Origin of the sequence: Streptomyces sp. NPDC047022, assembly GCF_040644155.1 — a bacterium.
Lineage (GTDB): Bacteria > Actinomycetota > Actinomycetes > Streptomycetales > Streptomycetaceae > Streptomyces.
The window spans coordinates 46,309-60,581 of record NZ_JBEYVV010000026.1 but is presented as its reverse complement, the minus strand read 5'-3'; the positions used below and the strand labels follow the sequence as shown (position 1 = coordinate 60,581).

General features: G+C 68.7%; 16 protein-coding genes. 9 read left to right on the top strand and 7 right to left on the bottom strand.

Going from position 1 to position 14,273, the window contains the following annotated elements; translation table 11 throughout:
- Positions 1 to 305 precede the first annotated feature (305 nt).
- The 4 genes from ABZ845_RS23835 to ABZ845_RS23820 all read right to left on the bottom strand — a co-directional run bounded on the left by ABZ845_RS23835 (position 306) and on the right by ABZ845_RS23820 (position 4,018).
- A complete protein-coding gene (locus ABZ845_RS23835) occupies positions 306 to 716 on the bottom strand; it encodes a hypothetical protein (protein ID WP_360982868.1) in 411 nt (136 codons plus the stop codon).
- Positions 717 to 986: 270 nt separating this feature from the next.
- A complete protein-coding gene (locus tag ABZ845_RS23830) occupies positions 987 to 1,880 on the bottom strand; it encodes a 2-dehydropantoate 2-reductase (RefSeq protein ID WP_360982866.1) in 894 nt (297 codons plus the stop codon).
- A 130-nt stretch (positions 1,881 to 2,010) separates the two neighbouring features.
- On the bottom strand, positions 2,011 to 3,201 hold the full coding sequence (locus tag ABZ845_RS23825; RefSeq protein WP_360982864.1) for an acyltransferase: 1,191 nt from the start codon (positions 3,199 to 3,201) through the stop codon (positions 2,011 to 2,013).
- Position 3,202: 1 nt separating this feature from the next.
- A complete protein-coding gene (locus tag ABZ845_RS23820) occupies positions 3,203 to 4,018 on the bottom strand; it encodes an SGNH hydrolase domain-containing protein (protein WP_360982953.1) in 816 nt (271 codons plus the stop codon).
- Positions 4,019 to 4,278: 260 nt separating this feature from the next.
- Here ABZ845_RS23820 and ABZ845_RS23815 point away from each other — a divergent pair, with 260 nt between their 5' ends.
- Positions 4,279 to 5,118, top strand: coding sequence for an SGNH hydrolase domain-containing protein (locus tag ABZ845_RS23815; protein WP_360982951.1), 840 nt, complete (start codon positions 4,279 to 4,281; stop codon positions 5,116 to 5,118).
- Between the two features lie 24 nt (positions 5,119 to 5,142).
- Positions 5,143 to 5,469, top strand: coding sequence for a hypothetical protein (locus ABZ845_RS23810; protein WP_360982862.1), 327 nt, complete (start codon positions 5,143 to 5,145; stop codon positions 5,467 to 5,469).
- Between the two features lie 92 nt (positions 5,470 to 5,561).
- Here ABZ845_RS23810 and ABZ845_RS23805 read toward each other — a convergent pair whose 3' ends face one another.
- On the bottom strand, positions 5,562 to 5,792 hold the full coding sequence (locus tag ABZ845_RS23805; protein WP_360982860.1) for a DUF397 domain-containing protein: 231 nt from the start codon (positions 5,790 to 5,792) through the stop codon (positions 5,562 to 5,564).
- 267 nt (positions 5,793 to 6,059) lie between these two features.
- Between ABZ845_RS23805 and ABZ845_RS23800 the strand changes: the two genes are divergently transcribed.
- The 3 genes from ABZ845_RS23800 to ABZ845_RS23790 all read left to right on the top strand — a co-directional run bounded on the left by ABZ845_RS23800 (position 6,060) and on the right by ABZ845_RS23790 (position 7,958).
- The gene (locus ABZ845_RS23800) at positions 6,060 to 6,734 is read left to right on the top strand and encodes an enoyl-CoA hydratase-related protein (protein WP_360982858.1); all 675 of its coding nucleotides are present in this window, start codon (positions 6,060 to 6,062) and stop codon (positions 6,732 to 6,734) included.
- A gap of 75 nt (positions 6,735 to 6,809) precedes the next feature.
- Positions 6,810 to 7,202 (top strand): VOC family protein, encoded by a 393-nt coding sequence (locus tag ABZ845_RS23795; RefSeq protein ID WP_360982856.1) that lies wholly within the window; start codon positions 6,810 to 6,812, stop codon positions 7,200 to 7,202.
- Between the two features lie 45 nt (positions 7,203 to 7,247).
- A complete protein-coding gene (locus ABZ845_RS23790) occupies positions 7,248 to 7,958 on the top strand; it encodes a nucleotidyltransferase domain-containing protein (RefSeq protein WP_360982854.1) in 711 nt (236 codons plus the stop codon).
- A gap of 41 nt (positions 7,959 to 7,999) precedes the next feature.
- Here the strand turns inward: ABZ845_RS23790 and ABZ845_RS23785 are convergent, their stop codons facing one another.
- Both ABZ845_RS23785 and ABZ845_RS23780 read right to left on the bottom strand, forming a co-directional pair.
- Positions 8,000 to 8,998, bottom strand: a complete 999-nt coding sequence (locus ABZ845_RS23785; protein ID WP_360982852.1) for a trypsin-like serine protease — start codon at positions 8,996 to 8,998, stop codon at positions 8,000 to 8,002.
- 183 nt (positions 8,999 to 9,181) lie between these two features.
- Complete coding sequence (locus tag ABZ845_RS23780; RefSeq protein WP_360982850.1) at positions 9,182 to 10,207, bottom strand: pyridoxal-phosphate dependent enzyme; 1,026 nt, start codon at positions 10,205 to 10,207, stop codon at positions 9,182 to 9,184.
- Positions 10,208 to 10,381: 174 nt separating this feature from the next.
- Here ABZ845_RS23780 and ABZ845_RS23775 point away from each other — a divergent pair, with 174 nt between their 5' ends.
- The 4 genes from ABZ845_RS23775 to ABZ845_RS23760 all read left to right on the top strand — a co-directional run bounded on the left by ABZ845_RS23775 (position 10,382) and on the right by ABZ845_RS23760 (position 14,260).
- Positions 10,382 to 11,248 (top strand): DUF2797 domain-containing protein, encoded by an 867-nt coding sequence (locus ABZ845_RS23775; RefSeq protein WP_360982848.1) that lies wholly within the window; start codon positions 10,382 to 10,384, stop codon positions 11,246 to 11,248.
- Between the two features lie 69 nt (positions 11,249 to 11,317).
- The gene (locus ABZ845_RS23770) at positions 11,318 to 11,710 is read left to right on the top strand and encodes an antibiotic biosynthesis monooxygenase (RefSeq protein WP_360982949.1); all 393 of its coding nucleotides are present in this window, start codon (positions 11,318 to 11,320) and stop codon (positions 11,708 to 11,710) included.
- Positions 11,711 to 11,924: 214 nt separating this feature from the next.
- Positions 11,925 to 12,665, top strand: a complete 741-nt coding sequence (locus ABZ845_RS23765; protein WP_360982846.1) for a response regulator transcription factor — start codon at positions 11,925 to 11,927, stop codon at positions 12,663 to 12,665.
- The gene (locus ABZ845_RS23760) at positions 12,662 to 14,260 is read left to right on the top strand and encodes a HAMP domain-containing sensor histidine kinase (RefSeq protein ID WP_360982844.1); all 1,599 of its coding nucleotides are present in this window, start codon (positions 12,662 to 12,664) and stop codon (positions 14,258 to 14,260) included. The genes ABZ845_RS23765 and ABZ845_RS23760 overlap by 4 nt, the downstream gene beginning before the upstream one ends.
- Positions 14,261 to 14,273 lie beyond the last annotated feature (13 nt).

The window sequence follows — 14,273 nt, the reverse complement described above, 5'->3', positions numbered from 1 at the left end:
CGACGGCAGCGATCGAACGCAAGGCACGGGCTACGTGCATCAAACCTCCGAACGGGTCGGTGAGCCGACCCGTTCGGCCGCCTGGTGACGGCGTCGTCCGAGGCAGTCCCCAACCGAGTGCGGGGGTGTCGGGACCTCGGGGCGACTCATCTGATTGCGTGGAAAACCTAGTTATCCACCCCGTCCGCTCGACGCGGGGGTGACCGGCGTCGTGTCGAGTGGGACTCAGTCTTTTGGCTGCCTGCATGACGGCCATTTGAGAACAGTGCCGCTGTCCTCACTGATCTCCAGCACTCGTCGCGGCTTCAGGTTCTGCGACGCAAGCTCCGCACGAAGAGCGGCACCGACAAAAGGAGCAGGGCTCCTTCGACGGCCAGGCTGACCAGCCCGAGCGGCTCAGTCCAATTGCCGATGTCATCGCTGTAGTCGGGCAGCCCTGGCCCTCTGGAGAGGATGTAGCCCACCAGGGGGCCGAGGGCGACCCCGACCGCCAGCAGCCATCCCAGTCGTACGACGCCGAGGAGGAGCAGCACCGCGGCGATCACGGCGGCGATCTCCAGGACGTGGTAGGCGACGCCCATGTAGGCGGGATCCCTCGTTGCCGTGATGCCGCCTTGGTCCACGACGTGGATGGCGGCCACCACGAGGCACAGCAGAGCTCCTGCCCACCTGGCCACCCAGGTGGCTTCCGGCACCATGGCAGTGCGGTGTGACATGCGAAGGTACCTTCTCCTTCCTTCAGCGGCGCGTCCTTCCCTCAGGGGCGCGTGCCTGTCGCGTCGTGATCCCCTCTGGGCGGCTCCTGAAGAGGCAACGCACGGCCCCTGTGTCAGCTCCCAGCCTCGGCGGGTGACCGTTCGCTGTCGATCCACGCAGTGCAGACGAGTGAGGTGGAAGGGGTGTCCGTCGCGGACCGAGCTCCTCCCGTCGGGGCGAAGAAGTCATGTCAGACGGGTCTCCGGCCCTTCTGCTCCGGGCGGGGGACGCTACGAAGGGTTCCCCGATGCGCTCACGGCTTCCAGGAGCGCGGTGACGGCCTCGTTGTACGGGGTGGGGATGCCCAGTCGGGCACCCGCCCGTACCACGGCGCCGTTACGGGCGTCGTATTCCAGTTCACGGCCTGCCAGGCGGTCCCACAGCATGCTGCTGCCGGACTCGGGCGGCATCGCTCGCAGCCGGGCGATGACCCGGTCCGCCAGGTCCTCGGGAAGGCGTGCGCCTGACGCGGTGGCGACCTGTCGTGCCTCTTCCACCAGCGCCAGTCCCAACTGGGTGATGCGCGGATTGGCGAAGACCGGCATCCGTTGCATCGTGAGCGCGGTGACGGCGCCGTTCGCCGCGTTCAGACACAGTTTCGACCAGGCCGCGGTGACAAAGTCGCTGGTTGATGTCACCTCGATACCGCTGCCCTGACACAGGGCCGCGAAGTCGGCGCCGTCGTCGTCCTCGGGCACGGTGAGCCGTGGCTGGTCGAACAGCCGGATGTGGCCGCGGCTCCGCGACTCGGCGGAGATCTCCACCACGGCCGGAAGGACGCGGGCGGCGCCGGCCAGCGGCACGACGCGCTCACGGTGTTCCACTCCGTTCTGCAGCACCACGACGCGGGTGCCCGCATCGCACAGCCGGCTGAGCCAGGGCTGCGCCGCGGCCGTCTGGTGAGCCTTGGTCGCCAGTACCACCCACTCCACCGCCGACATCTCGGCGGGGTCGGTGACCTCGGGAACCGAGGCCTCCAGAGCGGACCCGTCGGGCCGCAGGACGCGCAGTCCACCCAACGGCGAACGCACGCAAGCCGTCACCTCCACGCGCCCCGCCGACATCAGACCCGCGGCCACCACGCCGCCCACCGCTCCCACACCCACTACCGCAGCCCGTGTCATGTCCACCGACCCTACCCACACCGAGATCGGAGCGAGACCGCTGAGGGAAGCAGCTGCCGCGGGTGCAGTCGCTGGGGCGGCTCCTCAAGCTCGTGCGGTGACGCGCCCGCACCACGGGGCCTGATCCTCGTCAGTGTGCGTTCGGCCCCGTGACGATCGGGCCGTCGTGGGCGTCCACAGGTGCGGTCACGGGGGCCGCGGTGGTCAGGGCAACCAGGGCACCGCAGACGGCCAGAGCTGGAAGAAGCACACGGGGGCGCCACGACGAGGTTCGAACGGGACGTTCGACCAGCCGGTAGCCGGCCGCGGAGAGCAGGACCGATGCACAGACGGCTACGGGCACCTTCGTCCCCTGGCTCCACTCCGGGTGGTTGACACCGAGGTAGACCCATACCGGCCAGTGCCACAGGTAGAGCCCGTAGCTGCGGTGTCCCAGCCAGAGCAGCGGACGGGACGAGAGTGCCTTGCGGAACAGCTCTCCGTGCGCGACGGCATCGATCAACGCGACTGCCGAGATCCCTGCCAGAGGCAGCTGCCAGGCGTAGAAGGCGGCCGAGCCGATGTCCGCGGTGCACCACAGTAGGCCGAGGACCGCTGCCGCGGGCCAGGAGAGCCGGGAGAACAGACCGGGGCGGAACGCGATGACGGCCCCCAGCAGCAAAGCCCCGGCCCGGGTGTCGGTGCCCAGATAGGCGCGCTCATGGGCGCCGGGGAGGCTGAGGAGGTACGCCAGCAGGTAGCAGACCGCGGCAGCCGCGAGGAGCAGCCTGTCGGGACGGCGGATCCGTCCGGTACCCCAGGCGGTCAGCCCGATCAGCAGGACAGGCCAGAGGAGATAGAACTGCTCCTCGACGGCCAGCGACCACAGATGGTTCAGGGGGGCCTGCTCCTGGGCCACGTCCCAGTAGCCGACGTGTCCCAGGACCGCGTACCAGTTGGATGTGTACGTGAGAGCGGCCAGTGTCTGGGCGTTCACGGTGGGACGGAGTCCCGGAGGATCCTCCAGGAGCATCCACGCCTGGACGCCAGCGACCACGAGCAGGACGGTGGGGAGGAGTCGTTTGGCCCGCCTGAACCAGAAGCTCCCCAGTGAAGGGCGTGGGGTGCGGGCTCGTTCCGCCAGGAGCAGCCGGGTGATGACGAACCCCGAGATGACGAAGAACAGATCGACGCCGAGGAATCCGCCGTCCAGCCCGAGCCCGTAGTGGAAGGCCATGACCGCGGCGACGGCGACGGCCCGTAGGCCGTCGATCGAATCGATTCTCCCGTGCAGTGCCTCCCCTTCAGCTGTGGCCGGACGTTGTCCAAGGGCCGGCGACACCTCAGGCACCACCCCTGGTGAACATCGCATTCAGAGCCCAATTGGCCAGGCGTGCGCGGGCGGGTTTGGTGGGGTGGACGGTGGGGTCGTAGACCTGTGTTCCTGCGAGGACCCGGGGACACCCCTTGTCATTGCACAACTGGCCGCGCAGATCGAGGAGTCGCACACCAGGGTGTTTCGCTGAGGCCTCCCGGAGGACCCGGTTCATCACCAGAGCGGAGGCACGGTACTTCGGATTGCCGACCTGATGCGAAGTCATCAGGTACAAGGGGGTGTTCCGGCTGGTCAGAATGGAGATGGCCTGGTTCAGACGCTCCCGGAATGCCTTCTCATGGGCCGGAGAGGTGAGATCGAGCGGCTCCGCGTCGCCTGCCAGCCGCTGCGGGGTGACATCCCAGAAACCGACTGTCAGCAAGGTGGCATCGGGCTGGTACTTCTTCAGATAGGAGGGCCACTGGACCGGCCACTTGCGACAGGTCTCCGGGGTCTCTTTGCCCACGGGCAGCATGATTCCGCAGCCGCCGAGTCCCGCGTTCACGACGGTGTTGTGAGAGGCACCGACCTCGCTCATGCCCCGGCCGATGCTGGCGGACCAGGAGTCCCCTACCACCAGTACGGTCTTCCCGGTCACTGCGGGGGACAGCGAGGGGGAGCCGAGCGGGGGAACTGCTGTCCCGTAGTGGGGTTCACCCGCACTGGCCGGGCCTGCCTCGGAATGTGCCGCCGCCTTCTTTTCCGCATGGTGTGGAGAGCACCCGCACACCAGCACCGTGACCACTCCTGCGACGCCGAGCCGGCGAATTCTTCGTTGCACCATGATTACCCACCTGAATTCTAGGGAGTCCGACTCGGGAGCAATCGGATTGTCCATCGGGAGATTAGCCATCCGCCGCTACTGCCAGGTTCTGGCGCGCCCGTCGGTGCATCATCCGGAGGAAATCTTCCGGACGGCTTGGGCCGATCCGGTGAAGTACCGTACTGCCGACCCGTGTCGCGCGGTCGCCCGGCTCTCCCCAGGTACGTTCTGAGGTCGCAAATCCGAGTTCCAGGGACCTGTTGACGAAGGGACTGGTGATAATGCCTCTACGCCGAGCGATGAAGGGTCTTTCCCTGTGTCTGGCGGGCGGCATCTCGGGCTGGTCGGGCGGGGTCCCCGGAGTTGTTCAAGAATTCAGGTCTCCGCATTCTGATATTCCCTGCTATGCGGCTCCATGTTTTTTCCCTGAGACGTCCCGGTCTCTGCGTAACACCGGCCTGCCCCCTTGGGGGTCTCCTGCCCTGCTGCCGGGCGCCGAAGGGAAGAAGGTGCTGGTGGTCGGGGATTCCTGGGCAAGGGATGCGGCCACCGGGATCGCTGCGGCCTTCGGTGGAAAGGGGAAGGTCAAGGATGCCTCCGCACTCGCCTGCGGGATCCGTGAGCCGATCAATCCGATGCCGAACAAAAATTGCCCGAAATGGAACGTCGAGTGGCCTTACCTGATGGACAGGGTGCGTCCGGACGCGGTTCTGCTGAGCGTCCAGTGGGATGCGGCCGAGCAGCAGATCGACCGGGGTGGAAAGCCGGTGACGATTCGCGACGGCGAGGCGCGGAGAAGGTTCGTCACCAATCTTGACCGGGCCGTCCGTATCCTCTCCAGAAGGAGGACTCCGGTATATGTGTTCGGGTCTACCTTTGCGCATGTCCCGGGCTCGGTGGCGGTCTTGCTGTCCGGGATTCTCCTGGAATTCAGCAAGAAATATCCGGGGGTGCATTACCTGGATGTCTACCACCAGCTCTGCAATGATTTGAATAAATGCCCGCAGAAGATTTCCGGTGTGTCCGTCTATGGCACCGATGTGCACACCAGCAAGCAAACAAAAGTGCGCCTTGGGAATTGGATTCTCAATTCGATGTTTCATCGGAGGCGGCATGCGTGATAAATATTCGAAAGGCGGGAGTCCATGGAAATGATGGGTGGGGAGGCCGTGCGAGCGGCCGGCCCGGGACTGCTGGCGGCCGTTCTGCTGGCGCTGCCGGTGTCCGCGCACGCGGCTGACGGGGGCTTCTACTGGAGTACCTCCGGACTGGGTGGGCAGGACGGAGCGCTGTCCTCCCCGCAGTCGGGCCGCTGTTACTCCCTGAAGGGGGACAACCCCCCGTTCTATGCGTCGAACTACACCAGCCGGACGGTGCGTTCGTATCAGTCCAAGGGCTGTAAGGGCGAAGTCCAGAGCTCCATCGAGCCCGGCGCCGTGGGGCACGTCTACAAGTATGTGAAGTTCGGGTAGTGCTGGGGCTTCAGCATGATGCGACCACCCCGGCCCGGCCCACTCTCCGGTGCAGCCGGGCCGACGTGGCCCCTGGTCAAATGCGGGATCTTCTAGCCGAACTCGCCCTCGCGGACGCCCTCTCGGAACGCTGCCCATTCCTGCGCGGTGAACCGCAGCGGGGGCAGGTCCGTTCTCCTCGAGTCGCGGATCGCAACGGCTCCGCCACCGAGGTCTGCCACCTCTACGCAGTAAGGACTGGTGGTCATCGTGCTCTTGCTGCTCTTGACCCAGCGCGCATCCGTCAGGTCGAGCGTGTAGAGTTCAGCCTTCTTTTCAGTCATCGGACTATCCCTTCGATGCTCAATCGAGCTTCACTTCCCACCATCACCCCGGCCTATCGGGCGTGCAACTGACAACTGGGCAAGGGCAAGGGGCCGACCCGCGAAGCGCCTTCCGAGTGCGCGGATTCCGGTCGGCGTGACCGCTGCGGTCACGCCGATGGAGGCGGATCGATCATTCCTTTCCGGGGCGGAGAGGCACAGGCTGGATTCATCAGCCCGTCCGACTCCGACCTGGACATGGGGTCGGCACTACCCCGAGGAGCGCATATGCCCAGCCTCGACCGCCTGGACGACAACGTCTTCGTTCTGGATCTCGGAGACGGTGAGAACCGCTTCCACCCCGACTGGCTCGCCTCTGTCAACGCCGCCCTCGACGAGGTGGAGAAGGCGGAAGGACCGCGTGCCCTGGTGACCGCCGCGACGGGCAAGTTCTACTCCAACGGCCTGGACCTGGAGTGGCTGGGTGCCCACGCCGATCAGCAGGAGAGCTACCGCGGCTCCGTCCATGAACTCTTCGCCCGCGTGCTGTCCCTGCCCGTGATCACCGTGGCGGCGCTGCAGGGGCACACGTTCGCCGCCGGTGCGATGTTCTCCCTCGCTCACGACTTCCGTGTCATGCGCGCGGACCGTGGCTTCTGGTGTCTGCCCGAGGCCGACATCAACATCCCCTTCACGCCCGGCATGTCCGCCCTCATCCGGTCCCGGCTGGCACCGCAGACCGCGCACGAGGCCATGGTCACCGGCCGCCGCTACGGCGGGTCGGACGCCGAGGACGCCGCCATCGTCGACCGCGCGGTCGACGAGGATGCCGTGCGGTCCACGGCCGTGAAGATCGCGGAGGCGCAGGTCGGCAAGGCGGGCGACACCCTCGGCACCATCAAGGCACGCATGTACGCCTCGGTCCTGGCCACTCTGCGTAACACCGCCGACCCGCTCGGCTGACGCCGCCGTGCGGACCGCGGGGCCTGGGCCGGATATCCCTGGACGGCGGGAGGCGTCCATGGTCGGGTTGCGCGCATGACTTCCCTGATCCGCCATATCACCGTCGACGCCGCCGATCCCTATGCCCTCGCGGGCTTTTGGGCCCAGGCCCTCGACGGCTCTCTCGGTGACGACGACTTTCCAGGAGATCCGGAAGCCGTGGTCACCTCCGCCGGGGCCACCTTGCTGTTCATCAGGGTCGACGACCGCAAGTCGGTGAAGAACCGCGTGCATCTGGATCTCCAGCCAGGGGACCGCACCCGGGACGAGGAGGTCGAGCGCCTGCTCGCGCTCGGTGCCACGGTTCAGGGCGACCACCGAAGGCCCGATGGGAAGGGGTGGGTGACACTGCACGACCCCGAAGGCAACGAGTTCTGTGTGGAACGCGGCGTGGCGGAGCGGGCGAACGACGCCATCGGCAAGGGGTGAGACAACGCGGCGCCGTACGCCTGCCGACAGGGCGACACTGTCGGCATGGATCATGTGGAGATCGCCAGGGAACTGGTGCGCAACCGCTTCCCCGAGGCCCGGGCCGCCTTCCTGGCCGGCAGCGTGCTGACCCACCGCCGTACGCCTGCGTCAGACCTCGACATCGTGGTGCTGCTCACCGGGCCGCCCGCTCCGTTTCGCGAGAGCCTGGTTCACGAGAACTGGCCGGTGGAACTGTTCGTCCAGACCGAGGTGGACTGGCGTCGCTTCGCCGAGAGGGAGACGGCCGCCAGCAGCTCCCCGCTGCTGGCCATGTGCGCGGAAGGCATGCTGCTGACCGATGCGGACGGGCTCGGAGCCGTACTGCAGGCAGAAGCCCGGGCACGGCTGGCGGCGGGGCCGCCCCCCGCGTCGGCGGCAGAACTGGAAGACCGGCGGTATTTCCTCACCGATGCCCTGGACGACCTGCACGGATGCGCCGACCCGCTGGAGCGGGCGTACCTGGTGGCCGAACTGCTCCAGCAAGCCTCGGAGTTGGCCCTGCTGGCGGGCGGGCACTGGCTCGGCGGCGGCAAGTGGCTCTCACGGCGGCTCGCCGTGGCCGACCCGGGACTGCACAGTCGTCTGGCGGCGGGTGCGGCCGCGGCGATGTCCCCGGCCACCGGTGCGGCAGGCCAGTTCCGGGACGCGGTGAAGGAGGTCCTGGACGCGGTCGGCGGACCGTGCTGGGCCGGGTACACCCGCAGAGGAGACTGACCGGCGTCGATGGCGTTCCCGAGGACCGGTGATCCGCCGCCTCAGGCGTCGCCCGCGGCCCGCAGCGCGGACTGGAAGACCCGCCAGGACGTGTCGTTGAAGGCCGCTCCTGCCGCGGCGTTCTCGCTGTCTCGGCTGAACGTGCCGTGGTTGACGCCGACCAGAGTCAGGCTCCTGCCCTGCTGGATGAACCAGGGGCCGCCGGAGGCACCCTCGCCGAGGTTGGAGCAGGTGCTGGTGCCCCAGATGACCTGCGCCTCGTTGTGGCCGCGGTTGGGTTCCAGCGCCTGGGTGGGCTCGTCGCACACATGGGGGCGGTAGCGGTTGGCCTTGTTCTCCGGGTAGCCGACGATGGTCATCTGCTTGCCGGCCAGTGTCTTGTCGACCTTGCTGGGCACCCAGCCCGCCACGTCGCCGACGCTGCGGCCGTTCTTCTTCTGCAGGACGACGTAGGCGACGTCGTACGCGGTGTGCTCCCAGGAGCCCTCGGCGGCGGAGTACCGGGGGTCGACCAGCACCTTGGCGGAACGGAAGTACTCCCCCAGCTCGGGCGGCCGGCCCGCGTCGAGGCCCGGCCGGAAGAAGACCTCGTGGTCGCCCGCCTTCTCACCGCTGCTCTTCACCACGCAGTGGGCGGCGGTGACGATCACGTCGGGCGAGACCACGGTGGCGCTGCACTGTGTGTAGCGCGGGAGGAACGACGTGCCCCGATAGCCGAAGTCGGTCGCCAGATAGCCGATGGCGCTCTTCTGCAGTCCGGCGCCGCGTCGGCCGCTGCCGCTGTGACGCGGGTTCGTCGCCGTGGCGCCACGAGGGAAGGAATTCACCGTGACCGGGGTCTGGCGGCCGGTCGAACGGCGGCTGTCGTGGTGCCAGGCGGTGGCGGACCGCCCGCCCCGGGGGCTGTCGACGCAGGCGAGCGCCGAACCCGCGCCCAGGACGGTGATCGCCGCGCCGATGGCCGCCGCGATCCTCAGCCGGGTGCCGGTACGCGCGGCCCTGGAGTGGCGGGAACGCTTGGTGGCGCTGGTCTTGCCCATGGTCTTCCCATCGATGAGGATGATCCGCCGCGTCTCACCGCCGGCCGTGCGGGCTTCGCCCTCACCGGTCCCGGAGGCGGTTGGTCCAGGGCGAGCCTAGGAACCGGAACCCCTCCTGCCGAGGATCGAGAACACGCACTGAACCTCTCCTCGACGTCACCTGAGGCCGGGCCGCGAGGGGAGTCATGCGTCCGCGGGCGCATTTCTTGGGCCGTGCGTGTGAAGAAAGATGACCGGACCTCTGCCGAACCGGTGATCCGCCCCCAGCTTCAGAAGCGCGGCGAAGGCCTTGGCCGTGTATACGGGGTCGAGCCGAAGGTTCACCCGGGTGGCGGCGAGGGCTTGCGCGGCCGCGGCCTCCTCGGTGGCGTGTCCGTACCCGGGGCCCATCCATCCCCGCAGGATGAGGAGATCGGCCGGATCGAGGCGGATGGGCGGCAGCGGTGCCCCTCGCCGGCGCAGAAGGCGTGCGCACCGTCCAGCCAGAGCGACGACGGTGGGGGCGTCCAGACGCAGGGTGTGGTTGACGACGATGCCCACGAGTTTTGTCCTGAGCCCCGCCAGTTCCAGGCCGAGCGCCAGCCCTGCCGCGGTTCCCCCGGAGCCGACGGCGGTGACGAGATGGGTGGGACGGGGCAGGTCGTTCTGCCTGATCTGTTCTGCCAGTTCGAGGGCTGCTTCGACATAGCCGAGCGTGCCGACGGGACCGGAGCCTCCCGCGGGGAGGAAGTAGGGCGGACGCCCATGGTGCGTGTGACGGAGGAACAGCCAGGGTGCCGAGGCGACGGTACGGCGCTTGGTGTGGGTGAAGTGCAAGGTGGCGCCGGATTGCCGTAGGCGCTCGAGCTGCGCTCGTACGTCGTCGTCGAGGGGCTGGTCGATCAGGGCGAGCGCGGTGGACATGCCGTGTTCACGGGCGTAGAGCGCCGCGGCCAGACCCCAGTTGGTCGCCAGCCCTCCCACGGTCAGCAGGGTGCCGGCCCGCCTGCGCTTCGCCTCCGGGAGTATCCATTCCAGCTTCCGTACTTTGTTGCCGCCCCAGCCGCCGGTGCCGTACACGCTGTCGTCCTTGCACCACACCTGCGCGGGTATGCCCAGTGTTTCCAGTCGGCGCAGGGGTGTCGGACCGTTTCCCAGCCGGAGATGGGGAAGCGAGTCGATCAGCTCGGGCCATTTCCGATGCAGCAGCGGCATACCCACTTCGCTCACTTCGCCCACTCCAAGGAATCAAGGAATCAGGGAAACAGGGAACCGGAGAGACAGTCGACCGAACGGTCCGAGGGTTTCGCCGGTGCGCCGAGAACTCAAGCAGGGAGCGGGGATCGGGCTCCGTTGATCTTCGGCAGGCAGCGTTGTCAGTGGCACCGCCTAGTCTCGAAAGGGATGACACAGGCGTGGAGATGCACAGGTCTGCGGTGGGGGGACGGTGGGCCCCTGCTGGGCTGGGAAGGCGGGCGGCGCAGTGGTCTTGAACGGGGGAAGCGGGTCGCGTTCGCGGTCGCGGCCGGGGGTGTGCGGACCTGCGTGGGGGCGCGCGGACACGGGTGTCCGGCACGGGCCGAGGTGCCGGGACGCGGTACGGGCGCGCGGTGCGAGGAGTGCGCGCGACTGGACCGGGCGCATTCCGTCGCCGCCGATACCTTCGCCGACGATCCGCGTCCGTATCACGTGTATCTCGCGTGGTTCGGGCCCGGCATGGTCAAGGTCGGGATCACCGCAGTCGAGCGCGGCCCGGCGCGGCTGCTGGAGCAGGGTGCCGTCTCGTTCACCTGGCTTGGACAGGGGCCGCTGATGGCGGCGCGGCGCGCGGAGGAACTGCTGCGGGCCGCGCTGGGCGTGCCGGACCGCATCCCGTACGCCGACAAGCGGGCCGTGCGGACCGCGCTTCCGCCGGAGGGGGAGCGGGTGGCCGAGCTGGCGGAACTGCACGCTCGTGCCGTGGCGCTCGACGGCTGGCCCGAATCGCTGGAACGTGCCCCGTTCCGGGCCCTGGATCACGCCGGGGTGTTCGGGCTCGACGGGCTGCCCCGTGCGGACGGCGTGGTGCGCGAGCTCGTGGCGGGCGGGACGGTGAGCGGGGAGGTGCTGGCCGCCGCCGGGCCCGATCTCCATCTGGCGACCGTGCGCGGGGTCCTCGTGCTGGACACCCGGCTGATGACGGGCTGGGAGCTGACGGCCGCGGAGCGGGACGACGTGACGGTGCCGGTGCGGGAGTCGGGGGATACGGGGGTGCAGGACGGGTTGTTCTGACCGGAAGGTGAAAGGGGGTGGACCGGAAACACGGCAGACCCCATGGTGAGTGCCATGAGCGATCGCAGCATGGCGCCTGACACGCCCCTCGCCGCCCCGGCCACCATCTCCGCCGCCCCTCTCGCCGCCCCTGTTCCGGCTCACGAGCCCCCGTACTACGCGGTCGTCTTCACCTCCACGCGGACCCAGGACGACAGCGGGTACGCGGAGACCGCCGAGCGGATGGAAGACCTGGTGCAGGAGATCCCCGGGTTTCTCGGGATGGATCAGGCCCGTACGCCGGGTGGTCTTTCGATCACCGTCGGATACTTCCGGGACCTGGCCGCCCTCCAGGAGTGGCGGACCGACGCCGAGCACCGTGCGGCCCAGAAGCGCGGGCGCGCCCACTGGTACGAGTCGTACACGCTGCACATCGCCAAGGTCGAGCGCAGCCACTCGTTCCAGCGAACTGCACAGGACTGAGCAAGGGCGGCCCACCCTGTCCACAGGTCGTTCATGGCGGGTGGCCGCCCAGCGGCTCCCCGTCTCCACCCCGTGAGCGCGCTCCCGACCTGGGGCCGGATCGGGCCGTCTCGCGGTCTTCCAAGGAGCCCGCTGAGAGTTGCCTGTGAGATTCTCAGAGAAATCACAGGTTGGTGATAGGGGGCTCTCAGCCCCTCCGGACAAGGTTTCCCGCATGACTACCACCTCGCCCCAGGGGCGTACTGAACTGCTCCGGCCGGACGGCAGCCCCGTCCGCGTGCTGGTGGTGGACGACGAGCTGTCCATCACCGAACTGCTGTCCATGGCCCTTCGCTACGAAGGCTGGCAGATCCGCAGTGCGGGTGACGGGCAGGGCGCGATCCAGGCCGCGCGCGAGTTCCGCCCGGATGCGGTTGTCCTGGACATGATGCTTCCGGACATGGACGGCCTGACCGTCCTCGGACGGCTGCGGCGCGATCTGCCGGACGTGCCGGTCCTCTTCCTCACCGCCAAGGACGCCGTCGAGGACCGGATCGCGGGCCTGACCGCGGGCGGTGACGACTACGTCACCAAGCCGTTCAGCCTCGAGGAGGTCGTGGCCCGGCTGCGCGGGCTGATCCGGCGCTCCGGTGCCGCTGACCGCCGCTCGGACTCCGTCCTGGTCGTCGGGGACCTTACTCTGGACGAGGACAGCCATGAGGTCACTCGGGCCGGTGAGAACATCCACCTCACCGCCACCGAGTTCGAACTGCTCCGCTTCCTGATGCGCAACCCTCGGCGTGTGCTCAGCAAGGCGCAGATCCTCGACCGCGTGTGGTCGTACGACTTCGGAGGACAGGCCAACGTGGTCGAGCTCTACATCTCCTACCTGCGGCGGAAGATCGACGCCGGCCGTGAACCGATGATCCACACCCGGCGCGGCGCCGGCTATCTGATCAAGCCCGCTGTGTCATGAGTGAGCGACGACGGCCGCGCGCCCCGAAGCAGGTACGGCAACCGCGCACGCTGCGGTCGCGGCTCGTCGTCTCGGCGGTGGCACTGATCGCGGTGGTGTGCGCGGTGATGGGCACGGTGACGACGGTCGCGTTGCGGTCCCACCTCTACCAGCAGATGGATCACCAGCTCGAAGACACCGCGGGCGGCGCGGCCGGGCCGCCGCCGAACGCCCCGGCGCCCCGCGATCCGGCCGGCCTACGCTCTCGCCCGACCGACCTCGGTGACTTCGTCACGCGGAGCCCGCAGCCTCCTTCGGGGGGCTTGGTCGCGGCCAAGGTCGACGGTGGCGTCGTCACCGAGGGCAGAGTGAGTGAGACGTCCGACTACGCATTGAGCGACAAGGCACTCACCCCCGCGCAGCTGTCCGCGCTCGGCGCAGTCCCCCGCGACGGGAACAAGCACACGGTCCAACTACCCGGACTGGGCGAGTACCGGGTCCTTTTCGGCGTCGGTCTGAGGGGCGCCTACTACGTCGGTGTTCCCACCAAGCAACTGAACGACAACATCGGCACGCTGGTCATCGTCGAGGCCAGCGTCACCGTCGCCGGTCTCATCGCCGCCGGGATCGCCGGATCCGTGCTCATCGGGGTGGCCCTGCGCCCCCTGCGCAAGGTCGCCGCGACCGCCACCCGGGTCTCCGAGCTGCCGCTCCACAGCGGTGAGGTGACCCTCAACGAGCGCGTCCCGGACTCCGAGACCGATCCGCGCACCGAGGTCGGGCAGGTCGGCGCCGCCCTCAATCGCATGCTCGACCATGTCCACGGTGCCCTGCACGCGCGTCAGCAGAGCGAGACGCGGGTGCGGCAGTTCGTCGCGGACGCCAGCCATGAGCTGCGCACTCCGCTCGCCTCCATCCGCGGATACGCCGAGCTGACCCGCCGGGGACGCGAGGAGACCGGACCCGACACCCGGCACGCCCTGGGGCGGATCGAGTCCGAGGCCGGGCGCATGACCCTGCTCGTAGAGGATCTGCTGCTGCTGGCCCGGCTGGACGCGGGCCGTCCGCTCCAGTTCGAGGAGGTCGACCTCGTACCGCTGGTCGTGGACACCGTCAGCGACGTCCGGGCGGCCGGGAGCGCCCACAACTGGCGCCTCGAACTGCCCGACGAGCCCGCGCTGGTCGCGGCCGACGCGGCACGTGTGCAACAGGTGCTGGTCAACCTGCTCGCCAACGCCCGCACCCACACCCCGCCGGGCACGACCGTCACCGCACGCGTGCAGCGCCGCGGTACATGGCTGTGCGTGGACATCGAGGACAACGGCCAGGGCATCCCGCCCGAGCTGCTGCCGCATGTCTTCGAGCGCTTCGCACGCGGCGACTCGGGGCGTTCCAGGGCCACCGGCTCGACCGGACTCGGGCTCGCCATCGTGCAGGCCGTCGCGACCGCGCACGGCGGCACGGTGAGCGTCGACAGCGTCCCCGGACACACGGTGTTCACCGTGCACCTGCCCGCGATCGCCCCGCAGCCGCACGCGCCCGCCGCCGTGACGAACCGGCCCGAGCACTCACAGGTCCACCACAGCGCCACCACACGGGTGGAACAGGGCACCTGAGAAGAGTCGGTTC

Coding starts and splice junctions, on each gene's coding strand:
- ABZ845_RS23835 (WP_360982868.1), bottom strand. CDS start 716: ATGTCACACCGCACTGCCATGGTGCCGGAAGCCACCTGGGTGGCCAGG.
- ABZ845_RS23830 (WP_360982866.1), bottom strand. CDS start 1,880: ATGACACGGGCTGCGGTAGTGGGTGTGGGAGCGGTGGGCGGCGTGGTG.
- ABZ845_RS23820 (WP_360982953.1), bottom strand. CDS start 4,018: ATGGTGCAACGAAGAATTCGCCGGCTCGGCGTCGCAGGAGTGGTCACG.
- ABZ845_RS23815 (WP_360982951.1), top strand. CDS start 4,279: ATGCCTCTACGCCGAGCGATGAAGGGTCTTTCCCTGTGTCTGGCGGGC.
- ABZ845_RS23810 (WP_360982862.1), top strand. CDS start 5,143: ATGGAAATGATGGGTGGGGAGGCCGTGCGAGCGGCCGGCCCGGGACTG.
- ABZ845_RS23805 (WP_360982860.1), bottom strand. CDS start 5,792: ATGACTGAAAAGAAGGCTGAACTCTACACGCTCGACCTGACGGATGCG.
- ABZ845_RS23800 (WP_360982858.1), top strand. CDS start 6,060: ATGCCCAGCCTCGACCGCCTGGACGACAACGTCTTCGTTCTGGATCTC.
- ABZ845_RS23795 (WP_360982856.1), top strand. CDS start 6,810: ATGACTTCCCTGATCCGCCATATCACCGTCGACGCCGCCGATCCCTAT.
- ABZ845_RS23790 (WP_360982854.1), top strand. CDS start 7,248: ATGGATCATGTGGAGATCGCCAGGGAACTGGTGCGCAACCGCTTCCCC.
- ABZ845_RS23785 (WP_360982852.1), bottom strand. CDS start 8,998: ATGGGCAAGACCAGCGCCACCAAGCGTTCCCGCCACTCCAGGGCCGCG.
- ABZ845_RS23775 (WP_360982848.1), top strand. CDS start 10,382: ATGACACAGGCGTGGAGATGCACAGGTCTGCGGTGGGGGGACGGTGGG.
- ABZ845_RS23770 (WP_360982949.1), top strand. CDS start 11,318: ATGGCGCCTGACACGCCCCTCGCCGCCCCGGCCACCATCTCCGCCGCC.
- ABZ845_RS23765 (WP_360982846.1), top strand. CDS start 11,925: ATGACTACCACCTCGCCCCAGGGGCGTACTGAACTGCTCCGGCCGGAC.
- ABZ845_RS23760 (WP_360982844.1), top strand. CDS start 12,662: ATGAGTGAGCGACGACGGCCGCGCGCCCCGAAGCAGGTACGGCAACCG.